Source organism: Streptomyces sp. NBC_00019, assembly GCF_045041015.1.
In the GTDB taxonomy this organism is placed as follows: Bacteria; Actinomycetota; Actinomycetes; order Streptomycetales; family Streptomycetaceae; genus Streptomyces.
Map to the genome: position 1 here is coordinate 1,697,987 of NZ_CP108302.1, position 15,355 is coordinate 1,713,341.

13 protein-coding genes are annotated in these 15,355 nt (G+C 72.1%); 8 read left to right on the forward strand and 5 right to left on the reverse strand.

Annotation, left to right across the window (positions count from 1 at the left end; all coding sequences use genetic code 11):
- Nucleotides 1-360: 360 nt before the first annotated feature.
- Nucleotides 361-1,677, reverse strand: coding sequence for a PHB depolymerase family esterase (locus OHU89_RS08310; RefSeq protein WP_405641300.1), 1,317 nt, complete (start codon nucleotides 1,675-1,677; stop codon nucleotides 361-363).
- 295 nt (nucleotides 1,678-1,972) lie between these two features.
- On the opposite strand from OHU89_RS08310, the gene OHU89_RS08315 reads away from it, so the two are divergent.
- Both OHU89_RS08315 and OHU89_RS08320 read left to right on the forward strand, forming a co-directional pair.
- A complete protein-coding gene (locus tag OHU89_RS08315) occupies nucleotides 1,973-2,938 on the forward strand; it encodes a polysaccharide lyase family 1 protein (RefSeq protein ID WP_405641302.1) in 966 nt (321 codons plus the stop codon).
- 31 nt (nucleotides 2,939-2,969) lie between these two features.
- Nucleotides 2,970-3,773 carry a pectate lyase gene (locus OHU89_RS08320; protein WP_405641305.1) on the forward strand — a complete coding sequence of 268 codons (804 nt, stop codon included), beginning with the start codon at nucleotides 2,970-2,972 and terminating at the stop codon, nucleotides 3,771-3,773.
- Between the two features lie 70 nt (nucleotides 3,774-3,843).
- On the opposite strand, the gene OHU89_RS08325 is transcribed toward OHU89_RS08320, so the two are convergent.
- Nucleotides 3,844-4,575, reverse strand: a complete 732-nt coding sequence (locus tag OHU89_RS08325) for a PaaX family transcriptional regulator C-terminal domain-containing protein (RefSeq protein WP_405654382.1) — start codon at nucleotides 4,573-4,575, stop codon at nucleotides 3,844-3,846.
- Between the two features lie 65 nt (nucleotides 4,576-4,640).
- On the opposite strand from OHU89_RS08325, the gene OHU89_RS08330 reads away from it, so the two are divergent.
- Together OHU89_RS08330 and OHU89_RS08335 are read left to right on the forward strand one after the other, a co-directional pair.
- Nucleotides 4,641-6,281: a DNA alkylation response protein gene (locus tag OHU89_RS08330; protein ID WP_405641313.1), complete on the forward strand. Its 1,641-nt coding sequence runs from the start codon at nucleotides 4,641-4,643 to the stop codon at nucleotides 6,279-6,281.
- Between the two features lie 123 nt (nucleotides 6,282-6,404).
- Nucleotides 6,405-8,408 carry a HEAT repeat domain-containing protein gene (locus OHU89_RS08335; protein WP_405641315.1) on the forward strand — a complete coding sequence of 668 codons (2,004 nt, stop codon included), beginning with the start codon at nucleotides 6,405-6,407 and terminating at the stop codon, nucleotides 8,406-8,408.
- A gap of 11 nt (nucleotides 8,409-8,419) precedes the next feature.
- On the opposite strand, the gene OHU89_RS08340 is transcribed toward OHU89_RS08335, so the two are convergent.
- Entirely contained in the window at nucleotides 8,420-9,019 is a 600-nt protein-coding gene (locus tag OHU89_RS08340; protein WP_405641316.1) for a hypothetical protein, read from the reverse strand.
- 281 nt (nucleotides 9,020-9,300) lie between these two features.
- Between OHU89_RS08340 and OHU89_RS08345 the strand changes: the two genes are divergently transcribed.
- From OHU89_RS08345 to OHU89_RS08360, 4 genes are all read left to right on the forward strand, one after another.
- Complete coding sequence (locus tag OHU89_RS08345) at nucleotides 9,301-10,386, forward strand: WD40/YVTN/BNR-like repeat-containing protein (protein ID WP_405641318.1); 1,086 nt, start codon at nucleotides 9,301-9,303, stop codon at nucleotides 10,384-10,386.
- Between the two features lie 72 nt (nucleotides 10,387-10,458).
- Nucleotides 10,459-11,136, forward strand: a complete 678-nt coding sequence (locus tag OHU89_RS08350; protein ID WP_266895815.1) for a uracil-DNA glycosylase — start codon at nucleotides 10,459-10,461, stop codon at nucleotides 11,134-11,136.
- A 20-nt stretch (nucleotides 11,137-11,156) separates the two neighbouring features.
- Complete coding sequence (locus OHU89_RS08355; protein WP_405641321.1) at nucleotides 11,157-12,143, forward strand: N-acetylglucosamine kinase; 987 nt, start codon at nucleotides 11,157-11,159, stop codon at nucleotides 12,141-12,143.
- A 119-nt stretch (nucleotides 12,144-12,262) separates the two neighbouring features.
- Complete coding sequence (locus tag OHU89_RS08360; protein ID WP_405641322.1) at nucleotides 12,263-13,183, forward strand: sirohydrochlorin chelatase; 921 nt, start codon at nucleotides 12,263-12,265, stop codon at nucleotides 13,181-13,183.
- A gap of 89 nt (nucleotides 13,184-13,272) precedes the next feature.
- On the opposite strand, the gene OHU89_RS08365 is transcribed toward OHU89_RS08360, so the two are convergent.
- Together OHU89_RS08365 and OHU89_RS08370 are read right to left on the reverse strand one after the other, a co-directional pair.
- Complete coding sequence (locus tag OHU89_RS08365; RefSeq protein ID WP_405641324.1) at nucleotides 13,273-14,298, reverse strand: lactonase family protein; 1,026 nt, start codon at nucleotides 14,296-14,298, stop codon at nucleotides 13,273-13,275.
- Nucleotides 14,232-15,215: a nitric oxide synthase oxygenase gene (locus OHU89_RS08370; RefSeq protein WP_405641326.1), complete on the reverse strand. Its 984-nt coding sequence runs from the start codon at nucleotides 15,213-15,215 to the stop codon at nucleotides 14,232-14,234. The genes OHU89_RS08365 and OHU89_RS08370 overlap by 67 nt, the downstream gene beginning before the upstream one ends.
- Nucleotides 15,216-15,355 lie beyond the last annotated feature (140 nt).

A 15,355-nucleotide genomic window follows, 5' to 3' on the forward strand; every position in this document is an offset into this window, starting at 1 on the left:
CCGTGACGCTAGCCAGCGGCCCGCCCCCGGCGGATCGGTCCACGGCCCCGGTCGGACCGGCACCTGTGACCTAGTCCCGTGATCCTCCCTCCGGAGTACGGCACCCCCGGCACGTACTCCCGGAAGGTCGGGGTCGATGCCTCCACAGGCACGATGCGCCGGGGGCTCCCGACGACAAGGCTGGCCGCATCGAACGTGAGGAGGGCGCCATGAACCGCCAGATCCGCATCCGCATCCGCGTCAGCCGCCGCCCCGCAGCACCCCGGGACGAGAAGATCGACCGCAGGACACCTTCGGGGCGCCTGCTGCCGTACTGAACCGCCGAAGGGCGGCCGGAGAGTTCCGGCCGCCCTGGGGACGTCAACCGGTCGTGCAGGCCGTTCCGTTGAGGGTGAACGCGCCCGGCGCCGCGCTGTTGCCGGTGTGCGTCGCCTGGTAGCCGATGCTGACGCTCGCGCTCGGGGCGAGCGTGGCATTGTACGAGGCGTTCGTCGCCGTCACCGCGCCGGAGCTCGGCGCATAGGCGGCGTTCCAGCCGTTGGTGATGGTCTGGCCGGCGGGCAGGGTGAAGCCGAGCTGCCAGCCGTTGAGCGTGGTGGTGCCGGTGTTGGTGATCGTCACCGAGGCGGTCAGCCCGGTGCTCCAGGCGCTGGTGGTCACGGTCGCCTTGCAGGGGCCGGCCGGGGGCTGGGGTGCGGGGCCGTCGCTGTCGAGACCGAAGAACGTGAGGACCCGGGCCGCCATGCCCCAGGCGTACAGGTTGTGGCCTACGCCCTGGAGGCTGATGGCCTCCACCGGGGCCTGGTCACCGGTGCCGCCGTAGCGGGTGCGGGTCCAGCCGGACTGGGGTGTGTCCGTGGCCGCCGGGGTCTGGCTGACGCCGCGGACGTTCGTCCACTGCTTGATCTCCTCACCGAAGTTGGGGTAGCGCAGCACGTCGTCCTCGGTGCCGTGCCACACCTGCATGCGCGGCCGGGGTCCCGTGTAACCGGGATAGGCGGCGCGGGCGATGTCGCCCCACTCCTGTGCGGTGTGGGTCACGGTGCCCTGGGCGCAGGCGCTGTTCCACTCGGAGCCGTCGGTGGTGGCGAAGCAGCCGAACGGCACGCCCGAGAAGGCGGCGCCCGCGGCGAACACGTCGGGGTAGTCGCCGAGCAGGACGTTGGTCATCATCGCGCCGGAGGAGATGCCGGTGGCGAAGATCCGGCTGGTGTCGGCGTCGTACGCGTCGACCGTCCAGTCGACCATGGACTTGATGCCGACCGGGTCACTGCCTCCGCCGCGCCGCAGCGCCTGGGGCGAGGCGACGTCGAAGCACTTGCTGGAGCGGGTGACCGACGGGTAGACGACGATGAATCCGTACTGGTCGGCGAGCGAGGCGTACTCGGTGCCCGAGTACATCGCCGGGCCGGAACCGGTGCAGTAGTGGACCGCGACCACGATCGCCGGGTTCTCGGTGACGCTCTCGGGGACGTACAGGTACATCTGCAGGTTGCTGGGGTTCGTACCGAAGTTCGTGATCTCGGTGAGCGTCGCGGTCGGGGCGGCCTCCTCGCGGGCGGAGGCCTGCGGGGCGGCGAGGACGGTGGCGGCGAGTAACGCCACCAGCAGTGCGTGGAGCGCGACGAGGACCGCGCGCAGCGGTCTCCTCGCGGGGGTGCCGGCAGTGGCGGACACGGTGGGTCCCTTCGTGATGGCGGCTCGTGGGGGCATCGCTGAGGGGAGCAACAGGCATGGTGACATGCACATGGCCGTCATGGAAGCGCTCCCACGCACCCTGTTGCCGACTCAATCCGTTGTGCGCAAAGCGTTGACTAGAAAGCGCTTGCCCCCTACGTTCCGTTCAGCAGCGTGTCCAACAGGCTGAACAAGAAGCCCTGATGGTCGCAATGTCCGCACATTCTTGTTCAGGTTGACGAACGGCGTTCAGGTACATGTTCGAGTAAAGCCCTTCCGAAGGGACGCATCCCCCATGCGTACTCGCCCCCCACGTACACATGCGCAAAGAACCACGGTGATGCTGGCCGCGGTCACCGCCCTGGCGGCGGCGACAGTGCCCGCCGGTGCCGCCGAGTCCTCCCCCGTCGGATTCGGCGCCGGCACCACCGGCGGTGGCGGCGCCACCGCGGTCACCGTCTCGAGCCTGGCCGCCTTCAAGGCGGCCGTCACCGGCAGCACGGCCAAGGTCGTGCGGGTCAACGGACTGATATCGCTCAGCGGTCAGGTCGACGTCGGCTCCAACACCACGGTCCTGGGCGTCGGTTCGTCGTCCGGGTTCACCGGAGGCGGGCTGCGGCTGAAGAAGGTCACCAACGTCGTCGTCCGCAACCTGAACATCAGCAAGCCCCTCGCGCCGGCCGACGGCATCGAGGTACAGGCGTCGACGAAGGTGTGGATCGACCACAACTCCTTCTCCGCCGACCGGAGTCACGACAAGGACTACTACGACGGCCTGCTGGACATCAACCACGCTGCCGACAACGTCACGGTGTCGTGGAACTCCTTCAGGGAGCACTTCAAGGGTTCACTCGTCGGCCACAGCGACAACAACGCCGGCGAGGACACCGGCCACTTGAGGGTGACGTACCACCACAACCGGTTCAGCAACGTCTACTCGCGCATCCCCAGCCTGCGCTTCGGGACGGGGCACTTCTACAACAACTACGTGGACGGCGCGGAGACCGCCTGCCACTCGCGCATGGGCGCCCAGATGCTCGTGGAGAACAACGTCTTCCGCAACACGGGAGTCGCTGTGACCACGAACCGCAGCAGTGACGTGGACGGCTACGCGAATCTGCGCGGCAACGATCTCGGCGGGGCCGCGACCGAGATCTCCCGGACGGGCAGCTTCACCAGCCCGCCGTACAGCTACACCCCGGAGTCCGCCTCGACGGTCGTCGCCTCGGTGACGTCCGGCGCGGGCGCCGGAAAGCTCTGACAACCCCCCAACTGGAAGAAGGCATCGGGACATGACTTCACCAGCACTACCGCGCACCCGCAGGCGCGCACTGACCGGCGCGCTGACCGCACTCGGCCTCTCGTCTGTCATGATCACGACAATGGGTACGCCGACGGCGAGTGCCGCGACATGGCCGACGGCGAACGGCAGCCAGGCCGTCTCCTCGACCATCCAGCTGTCGGGCACCAAGGACTACGGGATGAAGCGCCTGTACGGCTCGGGCGCCCTGGGCAGTGACAACCAGGACGAGGACCAGGGCCCGATCCTGGAGCTGGCGGCCGGCACCGTCCTGAAGAACGTCATCATCGGCGCCCCCGCCGCGGACGGCATCCACTGCTCGGGCAGCTGCACGCTGCAGAACGTCTGGTGGGAGGACGTCGGCGAGGACGCGGCGACCTTCCGCGGCTCCTCGTCGTCGAACGTCTACACCATCTCCGGCGGCGGCGCGAAGGAAGCCAGCGACAAGGTGTTCCAGTTCAACGGCGCCGGGACGCTCAACGTCTCCAACTTCGCCGTGAAGAACTTCGGCACCTTCGTCCGCTCGTGCGGCAACTGCTCCACGCAGTACAAGCGGACGATCAACCTCAACACCATTGAGGCGACCTACAAGGGCAGCAAGCTCGTCGGCATCAACACCAACTACGGCGACAGCGCGACCCTGCGAGGTATCACGATCGTCGGGGACACCAGCAAGAAGATCATCCCGTGCCAGAAGTACATCGGCAACAACTCGGGCAAGGAGCCGACCACCAACGGCACCAACCCCGACGGCACGTACTGCAAGTACGCGACCTCGGACATCACCTACAAGTAGCCCCCCGCCCCCCACGGTGAAGGCGGCCGTACGAAGCGCCCCCCGCACGGCGCTTCGCACGGCCGCCGCATCATGTGCCCAGCTCCCGCCGGTAGTTCGCGTACGCGGCACGCAGGGCCTCCCCGGGCCAGCCGTCGGGCAGGAGTTCGTCGGGCAGGACGGGATCGGCGAGCAGGTGTCGTACGACCGCCGCGAAAGCGGTGAAGAGCTCCGCGGGGCCATCCGCGCGGGCCGCGTGGGCGAGCAGGGCCCGGCCGGTGGCCGCCCAGACGTCGAGCGGCCAGAGGGCGGCGGCCAGTTCGCCCGCGGGGCGGTCCGGGCGGGCGGTGCACCGCTCGGCCACCTGCGCAAGGCCGTCCGGCAGCGGGCGGCGCAGGTTGGCGGGGCGCAGCCAGACCCCCTCGCGGAGTTCGGCGAGCCGCAGGGCGGTCAGCCGGGTGCGCAGGTCGGCCCGTTCGGCGGGGCCGCGTCCCGTCGCGGTGATCACGAGCATCTCCCAGTCGCCGCTCCACGCGTGCGTGCGTGGATGCACGGCGTCGTCCTGGCGCCGCTGGCGCTCCAGCAGCCGGTCGCTGAGCCGGTACACGGTGTCCGTGCGCCGCAGGTCACCGGCCGCGACCATCCGGCTGAGCGCGGCCCGCGCGGCGGAGCCGCCGACGCCGAAGGGCTCCACGCGGCGTACGAGCTCCTTCACCGGCAGTTCGGGCGGATGCACCCCCAGCAGCAGGCTCAGCACGACCGAGCGTGCGGAGAGCGGGCGCAGTTCCGGCTCGTCGCGCTGCACCGTGATGTTCGTCCGCATGGTCACGTACTGTATGTCGTATTGCATGATTGCTACGATCGCAGCGATAGTGCAACACTCGGTCCATGGACTCCACGAGCGCGACGCACGACGTCACCAATCAGCCCCCTCCTCTGGCCCCGTACGACGCGTCCGAGGACAAGGCACTCCTGGAAGGGCTGCGCCGCGAGGGTGCCGGCTGGGCCGAGGAGGACCTACGGCGGCTCGGGCGGCTGGCCGGGAGCGCGGAGGCCCAGGAGTGGGCCGAGCTCGCCAACCGCCACGAGCCCGTGCTGCGCACGCACGACCGGTACGGGCATCGCGTCGACGAGGTCGAGTTCCATCCGAGCTGGCACCACCTCATGCGGGTCGCTGTCACCGAGGGGCAGGCCGGGGCGCCCTGGGCGGACGACCGGCCGGGCGCCCATGTCGCACGTACCGCGGGCGGGCTGGCCTGGGGACACACCGACGCCGGACACGGCTGTCCGACCTCGATGACGTACGCCGCCGTCCCGGCCCTGCGGCACCAGCCGGAGCTCGCGAAGGTCTACGAACCGCTGCTGACCGCCCGGGAGTACGACCCGGTCCTGCGGGTACCGACCGAGAAGCGCGGTCTGCTGGCGGGCATGGGGATGACCGAGAAGCAGGGCGGCTCCGACGTCCGCACGAACAGCACGACAGCCACCCCGACCGCCGAGCCCGGCGTGTACACGCTCCGCGGGCACAAGTGGTTCACGTCGGCCCCGATGTGCGACGTCTTCCTCGTGCTGGCACAGGCGCCGGAGGGGCTGTCGTGCTTCCTGGTGCCGCGCATCCTGCCCGACGGCAGCCGGAACACGTTCCGCATCCAGCGGCTCAAGGACAAGCTGGGCAACCGGTCGAACGCCTCCTCCGAGCCCGAGTTCGACGGGACCGTCGCCTGGCTGGTCGGGCCCGAGGGGCGGGGCGTCAAGACGATCATCGACATGGTCAACTGCACGCGTCTGGACTGCGTGATGATGTCGGCGACGCTGATGCGCAAGACGCTCGTCGAGGCGGGCCACCACGCACGCCATCGCAGCGCGTTCGGTGCCCGGCTGGCCGACCAGCCGCTGATGCGCAACGTGCTCGCCGATCTGGCCCTGGAGTCCGAGGCCGCGACGACGCTCACGCTACGGCTGGCCGGGGCGGCCGACCGGGCGGTGCGCGGCGACGAGGGCGAGCAGGCCTTCCGGCGCATCGCGACGGCCGTGGGCAAGTACTGGGTCACCAAGCGGGGCCCGGCCTTCACCGCGGAGGCCCTGGAGTGCCTGGGCGGCAACGGCTATGTGGAGGACTCGGGCATGCCGCGCCACTACCGCGAGGCTCCCCTGCTGTCGATCTGGGAGGGCTCGGGGAACGTCAACGCCCTCGACGTGCTGCGGGCGTTGGTGAAGGAACCCGGCACGGCGGACGCCCTGTTCGCCGAACTCGCCCTGGCGCAGGGGGCGGACGCCCGCCTGGACGCGGCCGTGACCCGGTTGCGGGGACTGTTGGCATCGGCGTCCGAGACCGGCGCCCGACGGCTGGTGGAACAGATGGCGCTGACCCTTCAGGCCTCCCTGCTGGTCCGCCACGCCCCGGCCCCGGTCGCCGACGCCTTCTGCGCGACCCGGCTCGACGGGGACTGGGGACATGCGTTCGGCACGCTTCCCGACACGGCCGACCTCGGCGCGATCCTGGGCCGTGCGCTGCCCGGGGAGGACTGACCGAGAGAGCAACGACCGGCCACCGCAGGGCCGTTGGCAGACAGTCACCCCGCGATTCCGCTTCGTTGTCAGTGCCGTGGTGCAGACTCCGATCAGTTGGCGTTTCGCATGGGGGAGGACAGCGTGTTCACGGGGATCGACGAGGTCGACTGGGCTTCGATGCGGCATGCGTACGGCAGTGCGGAGGACGTGCCCGGCCTGTTGAGGGGGCTGGCCTCCGCGGACGCCGCCGAACGGGAGATCGCGCTCGACGGGATGTACGGGGCCGTGCACCACCAGGGAGACGTGTACGACTCGACACTCGCCTGTGTGCCGTTCCTCTTCGCGCTCGTCGCACGGGCGGAGGTGCCGGAGCGGGGCGAGATCGTGGAGCTCCTGGTCAGCATCGGCGGGGACGGCGAGGTGCCCGAGGACGGTGCGTACGCCATGGCCAGGACTGCCGTGCGGTCGGGTGCCGAGGTCTTCGAGCGGCTGACCGGGGACGCCGACGCCGCGGTGCGCGGGGCGGCCGCGCGAGCCGTCGTACGGTTCCTCGACGATCCGGCACATGTGCTGAGCCTGTTGCGGGAGCGGATCAGGGTGGAGCGGGACGACCGGGTGCTGCTCGCGCTGGCCGAGGGGCTCGGGTTCCTCGCCCGCCACCACCCCGGGCACGCGACGGAGGCCGTCGACCTCCTGGAGGCCCAGAGCGCACCGCCGTTCGGCCCCGGGCTGCGGCTGGCCGCGCTCGGACAGCTCGCGGGCTGTGCTCCCGGCCGGCTCCCGGCCGACCTGGTGCCCACGGTCGTCCGGCTGCTCCGGGAGCGGTCCGAGCACCGGCCTGTCGCGCCCTGCGAACCCGACCGTCCGGACACGGACACGCTGGTCGGCCGGTTGCGGCGGCTGCGCCCTTCGGACGAGGAGGGATCTCAGCTGCTGCGCACCCTGCACACCGCGCTGGGCGACCGGGTGGACGACCGGATCGCCCTGCTCAACGGACAGTTGACCAGCCCGGACCCGACCGACCGGTGCAACGCCGTGTGGATGTCGATGGGGCTGATCGGCGAGTGGCGCGGCGACCACAGCGAACCCGTCGCGCTGATCGGGGCCCAACTGGGCACCGAGGAGGGCCGGTTGCTCGAGGCAGCGACGTCCGTCCTGGAGGGTCTGTTCGAACTGGCCCTGCCCGCCGCCGACGACCTCGCCTCGCTGGTGACGCGGCGCCCCGATCTGTGGGTGCAGCCCGTGGAGCGCGGCGTGTTCTGGCTGGGCGGGCCGCTCAAGGCGCTGGCCAGGTGCGGGGATCCACGAGCGGTGCCGGTCCTGGGCGAGGTGCTCGCGGGGTCCGACGTGCCCGACGAGCTGGGCCGGGTCGTCCGGCACCTGGGACAGACCGCGGCGCCGCTCGTGCCCGCGCTGCGGGAAAGGCTCGCGAGCGTCCCCCTCGACACGTCGGACGTCTACGACCGTGCCGCGCCGCTGATGACGGCGCTGGGGGAACTCGGCGACCGGGACAGCGTGCCGCTGGTGCTGCGGCTGCTGCTCGGGGTGCCGGAGGACTACCGGTCGAGGGACGCCTTGGCGGAAGCGGGGCTCCGGACGCTCGGGGCGCTGGGGGCCGCGGCACGCGAGGCGACACCAGTGGTCCGGAGGTTGCTGGAGGGCGGGAGCGCGGTCGCCGCGGCGGATTCACTGTGGGCGATCGAGGGGGATGCCGAGCTTGTCCTGCCTGTGCTCATACGGGCGTTGGAGGGCGATGGCGCCGGTCGGCTCGGGGCCGCGGCCGACGTGCTGGCCCGGATGGGGCCGGTGGCCGAGCCCGCGGTCGACGGGCTGCGGCGGCGGATCGGAGCCTCGCACCTGTGGGAGCGCAAGTCGGTGGCGTGCGCGCTGTGGCGGATCGCGGGCGACACGGAGCTCGCCCTTCCGGTGCTGCGCGACGCGTGGGCGGAGAACGTGCGCACCCGCGTCCCCATCGCCGAGTGCATCGCGGCCATGGGCCCGGAAGGAGTCGCACTGCATGACCTGCTCCGGACCGAACTGGCCGCCCCGCGACGGCACACGGCGCCCGAGGGATACGGAATGCACGACGTCTTCACCGACGAGCGCTTGCTGGACGTGTGCCGGGAGACGTTGACGGACGCGTAGGCGCGGCCTCCTCACCACGAGCCGCCCTCGGCCCGTCGCCCGCTCCACATCGGCCCGAACCGCTCCCACTCGGCGTCCCACTGGTCGATGCGGCGGCATTCCAGGCGGCCGCGCAGCATGCGGCCGGCGGCGAAGGGCACGAAGGCGGCGCTCGCGCCGACCAGGCCGCCGATCAGAGAGGCGCGCAGGGCGGCCTGGGAGGCGGTGGCCGGACGGGTGACCAGCAGGCCCTCCCGGTCCGTCCACACGCTGACCGTGGTGCCCGAGGGACTGCCGGGGCGGACGCGGACCTGGCCGGTGCGGGTCGTGCCGTCCGTCGCCGCCCAGCGCACCTTCGCCCACACCTGGTCGCTGCTCGCCGTCCCGGTCTGCCCGGCGAACGTCCCGGGCGCCTCCTCCACGAGCTGCGCCTCGACCTGCCGCCACTCGACGCGCTCGCGGGCCAGGCTGTGCTCGACGGAGCGGGTGGCGCCCATACCGGCGAGCACCCCGGTGAGGGCGGTGAGCAGCCAGGCCCCGAGCACGATCCAGGCCTCCACCTTGTCGGCGCGGCGCTTGAGCGGATTGCGCCGCCAGCGCCATGACCACACCTTCGAACCACGGAACGCCATCGAAGGCTTCCTCCTCATGAACGCGCGAACCTGCCGGACCGCCTTTCCATACGGGGGACGGCCCCTCGGTGCTCAGGGTCCGACCGCCGGCACGACCGTCGCACGGGTCACACCCCCCGGGGCCGCGACATGCGCAAGCGGCCCGAGCTCCCCGCAAGCGGTTGCCGTCCCCGCTCTGACTCGCCCCTGACCTGCGGCGGAGCGGTTTCCGGGGGTGACTGTCAGTGCCTGGGTGCAGACTGGCCGATATCCGGGACAACGACGTCATGGAGGTGGTCGGCATGACCGAGATACTGCTCGCCGTGGGCACCCGCAAGGGTCTGTTCATCGGGCGCAGGCAGGGTGGGACCTGGGAGTTCGACGAGAGTCCCTACTTCAACGCACAGGCCGTGTACTCGGTCGCGATCGACACCCGCGGCGAGCGACCACGGCTGCTGGCCGGTGGCGACAGCGCGCACTGGGGTCCGTCCGTGTTCCACTCCGACGATCTGGGGCGCAGCTGGACCGAGCCGGCCCAGCCGGCCGTCAAGTTCCCCAAGGACACCGGGGCTTCGCTGGAGCGGGTCTGGCAGCTGCACCCGGCGGCCGCGGAGCCGGACGTGGTGTACGCGGGCACGGAACCGGCCGCGCTGTACCGCTCCGAGGACCGCGGCGAGACCTTCGAGCTGGTCCGCCCGCTGTGGGAGCACCCCACGCGGTCCAAGTGGGTGCCGGGCGGCGGCGGTGAGGGGCTGCACACGGTCCTGACCGACAAGCGGGACCCGCAGGCCGTGACGGTCGCCGTCTCGACGGCCGGGGTGTTCAGGACGACCGACGGCGGCGCGAGCTGGGCACCCTCCAACTCCGGTGTCTCCGCGGTGTTCCTGCCCGATCCGAACCCCGAGTTCGGCCAGTGCGTGCACAAGGTCACCCAAGACGCGGCGACCCCGGACCGGCTGTATCTGCAGAACCACTGGGGCGTGTACCGCAGCGACGACGCGGGCGCGCACTGGACGGACATCGGCGAGGGGCTTCCGTCCACGTTCGGTTTCGCGGCGGCAGCGCATCCGCACCGCGGCGACACGGCGTATGTGTTCCCGATCAACGCCGACGCGGACCGGGTCCCGGCCGACCACCGCTGCCGGGTCTTCCGCACGGCGGACGCGGGCAAGAGCTGGGAGCCGCTCTCGGCGGGGCTGCCGCAGGAGGACCACTACGGCACGGTGCTGCGGGACGCGCTGTGCACCGACGACGCGGACCCGGCGGGCGTGTACTTCGGCAACCGCAACGGCGAGGTGTTCGCATCGGCCGACGACGGCGACAGCTGGCAGCAGCTCGCCTCGCATCTGCCGGACGTGCTGTGTGTGCGGGCCGCGGTGGTCGGATGAGTCACGAGGGGGGACGGTCGGGCTTTGGCCACCGGTTGATCACCGCTGCATGTACGGCAGTAGGGTGACGCCGTGGCTCCACGACCCTTGCATGAAATCGTCGAACCGGGCTGGGCGAAGGCCCTCGAACCCGTCGCCGGACGCGTCGCCGAGATGGGTGACTTCCTGCGGACGGAGATCGCCGCGGGACGCACCTATCTCCCGGCCGGGCCGAACGTCCTACGGGCCTTCCAGCAGCCCTTCGACGACGTCCGCGTCCTGATCGTCGGACAGGATCCCTATCCGACGCCGGGACACGCGGTGGGGCTGAGCTTCTCGGTCGGGCCGGAGGTGCGGCCGCTGCCCGGCAGCCTGATCAACATCTACCGGGAGCTGAACACGGACCTGGGCCTGCCCCAGCCGTCCAACGGCGATCTGACGCCGTGGACCCAGCAGGGCGTGCTGCTCCTCAACAGGGCGCTCACCACGGCCCCGCGCAAGCCGGCCGCGCACCGCGGCAAGGGCTGGGAGGAGGTCACCGAACAGGCGATACGGGCGCTGGCCGCGCGCGGCAGGCCGCTGGTGTCCATCCTGTGGGGCCGCGACGCCCGCAACCTCCGCCCGCTCCTCGGCAACCTCCCGTCCGTGGAGTCCGCCCATCCCTCCCCCATGTCGGCCGACCGCGGCTTCTTCGGCTCCCGCCCGTTCAGCCGGGCCAACGACCTGCTGGTCGGGCAGGGCGGAGAGCCGGTGGACTGGCGCCTGCCGTGATCGGGGCGGGGGCGTCCCCCGTGGCTCTCCCCGTCGACGACTCCGGATTTCTCGCCGTCGACTCGGGTGGCTCCGGTCTGCGGGCCGTCGTGGGGACGGTGAAGCGCGGGGCGTTGGCGCAGCGGGAGTCACGGGAACCGGTGCGCACCGGGGCGCGGGGCATCGACCCCGCCCATCTGATGGAACAACTGGTGCCGATGGTGCGGACGTTGACCGCACAGACGGATGTGGCCCGGCTGCATACCGCCGTCGTCGGCGCCGCCGGTCTCAGCACCCTCGGCGAGGCCCTGCGTGCCGAGCTCCCGGGCGCCCTGGAGCGGGAGTTCGGGGTCGGGCAGGTCGCTCTCGTCGCCGACGCCGTCACCGCCTACGCGGGCGCCCTCGGGTCGACACCCGGTGCCGTCGTCGCCGCCGGCACCGGTCTGATCGCCATCGGGACGGATCTGACGCGGTGGCGCCGTGCGGACGGCTGGGGCCATCTCCTCGGCGACTGCGGCAGCGGTGCCTGGATCGGACGGGCCGGCCTGGAGGCCGCGCTGCGTGCCTACGACGGGCGGCCGGGGGGATCGACCGGACTGCTGACCGCCGCCGAGGAGTTGTTCGGAGCGATGCCCGGACTGCCCGGCCGGCTCTATCCGCGTCCGGACCGTCCGGCCGTCCTCGCCTCCTTCGTTCCCCAGGTCGCCGCCTGCGCCCCGGACGACCCCGTCGCCGCGGACATCCTGCGTACCGCCGCCCGGCACATGGCCGAGTCCGCGGCCGCCGTCTGTCCCGCCGAGGGAACGCCCGATGTCGCCCTCACCGGTGGCCTGTTCAAGATCGGCGCCCCCCTTCTCGTACCCCTGGAGGAGGAATTGGCGAGACTGCTGCCCCACACGCGCCGGGTGCCGCCGGCCGGAGATCCGCTGCACGGGTCCGTGCGGATCGCGGTCGATCTCGCGACCGGGACGCTCACTCTGCCGGGTGACAGGGCGATGCTGTACGTGGTGACCGGATCGAGCGACTGATCCAGACACGGCCCCCGCTTCCGATCCGTACGTAACTCATCAGACAAAACCGGACGGATACCGCTCACCTGCACCCTCCCCGAACAGGGAAGCCCAGTAAGCCAGTAACATGCGGCGCCATGAGCTCCCCCACTGGGCCCGCCGGCCTGCCAGTACGAATGCCGCGCCCCCGCCAGCCCGGACGGCACCGCCGTCCCGAGCCTCTGGCGGCTCCCGAGGGCGCGCCCGCGCTTGTTCTCGCGGTGCCGGGAACGCCCAGCGCCGCCACGCGCAGCCTCGCCGAAGAGGTCGTGAGCATCGCCCGCTCCGAGCTCCCCGGCCTGGACGCACGGATCGGGTACCTCGACGGGGACGACGCGGAGTTCCCCACACTCCAGTCGGTACTCACGCACACCGCCCAGGAGCGCGCCGCACGCTACGAGCAGGCCAGGGCCGCCGGTGTGGACGTCAAGGAGCCCGAGGGCCCCGTCGCCGTCGTCGTGCCGCTGCTGGCCGGTCCGGACAGCGCGCTGCTGCGGGTCGTCCGCCAGGCCGTCATGGACAGCCGTGTCGCGGCCGACCTGACCGACGTCCTCGGCCCGCACCCGCTGCTCGCCGAGGCGCTGCACGTGCGTCTGTCGGAGGCCGGTCTGGCCCGTGCCGACCGGGCCCGGCTGTTCACCGTGGCGACCGCCGCGGACGGCATCATCCTGGCCTCCGTGGGCGGTGACGAGGCGGTGCAGGCGGCCGGGATCACCGGCATGCTGCTCGCCGCGCGCCTCGCCGTGCCGGTGATGGCCGCCGCGCTCGACCAGGAGGGCTCGATCGCCTCGGTGACCGACCAGCTGCGCGGCTCCGGCTCGCAGAACCTGGCGCTGGCGCCGTACCTGATAGGGCCGGAGATCGACCCGGGTCTGATCGAGGAGGCGGCCAAGGAGGCGGGCTGCGCCGCCGCCGAGGCGCTCGGCCCCTACCCGGCGATCGGCAAGCTGGCCCTGGCCAAGTACACGACGGCGCTGGGTATCGCGCCGCAGCAGCCCCAGGGCGCGCCGACGCGCTGACGTCGCGCCTCATCACCGTAAGAAATGCCGAAGGGCCCCTCCCGGCGCGGGAGCGGGCCCTTCGGCGTTGTCGAGAGGTCCGGTGGGGCTCAGCCGAGGACCACGCAGGACGCCGCGGGCAGTTCGGTGGACCCGCTCCTGCGTGGCAGTCCCGTGTCCGGGTCGACCGCGAACCAGGTCACGTCGCCGGAGCGTTCGTTCGCGACGTAGAGGAAGCCGTCGGACTCGGCGAGCGCCCGTGGCCAGTGGCCTCCGCACGGCACGGACCCGATGAGCCGCAGTCGCTCTCCCTCGACGGCGAACGTGGACAGGACGTCCTCGCCGCGGGTGGCGGTCCATGCGAAGCGGCCGTCGGGTGCGACGACGATGCCCGACGGGTAGGCGTCGCCGGCCGGGGCGCCCGGCAGCACCTGGGCCTCCGTGAGGGGCTCCAGGAGGCCCTCGGCGGCGTTCCAGCGGCAGACGGTGACGGTCGGGGCGAGTTCGTTGAGCACGTAGGCGTATGTGCCGTCCGAGTGGAAGGCCAGGTGGCGGGGTCCGGAGCCGGGGCGCAGGGCGATCTCGCGATGCAGGACCGGGCTGCCGCCGGTCAGCGTGCACACCCGCGCCGAGTCCGTGCCGAGGTCGAGGCTGACGGCCCACCGCCCGCTGGGGTCGGCCTGGACGTGGTGGGCGTGCGGGCCCTGCTGGCGGCGGACGTGCGGGCCCGAGCCGGTGTGCCGCAGTACGCCGGAGGCGGCGGAGGCGAGGGTGCCGTCGGGGCGGACGGGCACGGCCGTGACGCTGCCGGAGCCGTAGTTGGCGGTCAGCACGTGCCCGTCGTAGAGGCCCAGGTGGGTGGGCCCGTCGCCGCCGACCCGCACCCGCGCGCCGGCCGGCTCGAGCTTGTCGCCGGTGACCCGGTACGCGGCCACCGCGCCGTCGGCGGTCTCGCTGACGGCGTAGAGCGTGCCCCCGTCGGGCGCCAGGGCCAGATACGAGGGGTCGGGTACGCGGTCCACGCTGCTCAGGGGCGTCAGGGCGCCACTGTCCGGGTCCACTGCCGCCGTCACGATGCCGGGGCCCCCGGCCGCCGTGAACGACCCGATGAACGCCCTTCGCTGCCGTTCTGCCACCGCTGTCCCCTCTCGGTCCTGTGCCGTTCGGGGCGACCGTAGCAGTGGATCACCAACGGTCTAGACCAAATGGGGGACGATCTCGTCGACTTTCCGCGACTTTCACGGACCCGCGACGGAAGCGGTGACGCTCTCGCCGCGGGCGCGGGCCAGCGACTCGGGGTCCCGCCGATCTCCAGCCACATGTTGGCGAGTGCGGGCACCGCGTGCCAGCGCAGCCCCAGCGCGCGCCACCAGGTGTACTCGGGGTGCGTCAGCTCCACCTGGAGTACGGCGTCGTCCGGCAGGTCGTGGCAGGCGGGCCCCTCGTCGCCGCCGCCCTGGACCACCAGGGGCAGCACGTCGAAGGGGGTGCCCGGACCGCCGGGCCAGCCCAGGCGCAGGGCGAGCCCGGTGAGGCCCGCGTTGCGGGGGTCGCCGGTGACGCCGCCGTCGGGGCGGGTGTAACCGGCGTAGCGGACGAGCTGCTCGTTCCAGATGCGCGGTCCAGGGCGGCGCGGTCCGTCCGGTGCGAAGACCGAGATCAGCGCGCGGATACGGCCGTCCCGGCTCGCCTCCCGCAGATGGTCGGCGGACGCCTCGGCCACGTCGTGCCCGTCACGGACCCCCCGCAGGTCGCGCACGCGCAGGGAACGCCAGTACAGGCGCCCTATGCACCGGTTGGCGTTGCGCCACGCCACCCGGGCGCCGAAGACGAGTTCCTCCGTGGTGTGGCGGTACGTGCCCGTCCCCGCGATCTCGGTGCGGATGGCGGCGATCCGGTGGGCGGGGTCGCCGAGCCGTTCCTCGGAGTGGTGCAGGGTGAGGAAGTCAGCTGCGGCGCGGAGGAGTTCGTACGACGGTGGATCGCGCCGTGGGACGGCAGACCCGTCCGGCACCGGTGTCCGGTGTCCGTTGCTGCGTGGGAAGTTCCGCATGGCACACCCCCAGGCGGCTCGCCCGCGGACCGCTCCCGCACGGCCCGCGGGGTTTCCGTGCGTCGATAGCCGCGGGGTTACCCGCCGCGTGGCCTGATCCACCCTGTAGATGGCGCGTAAAAGTGGTTCTTCCGGTTGCC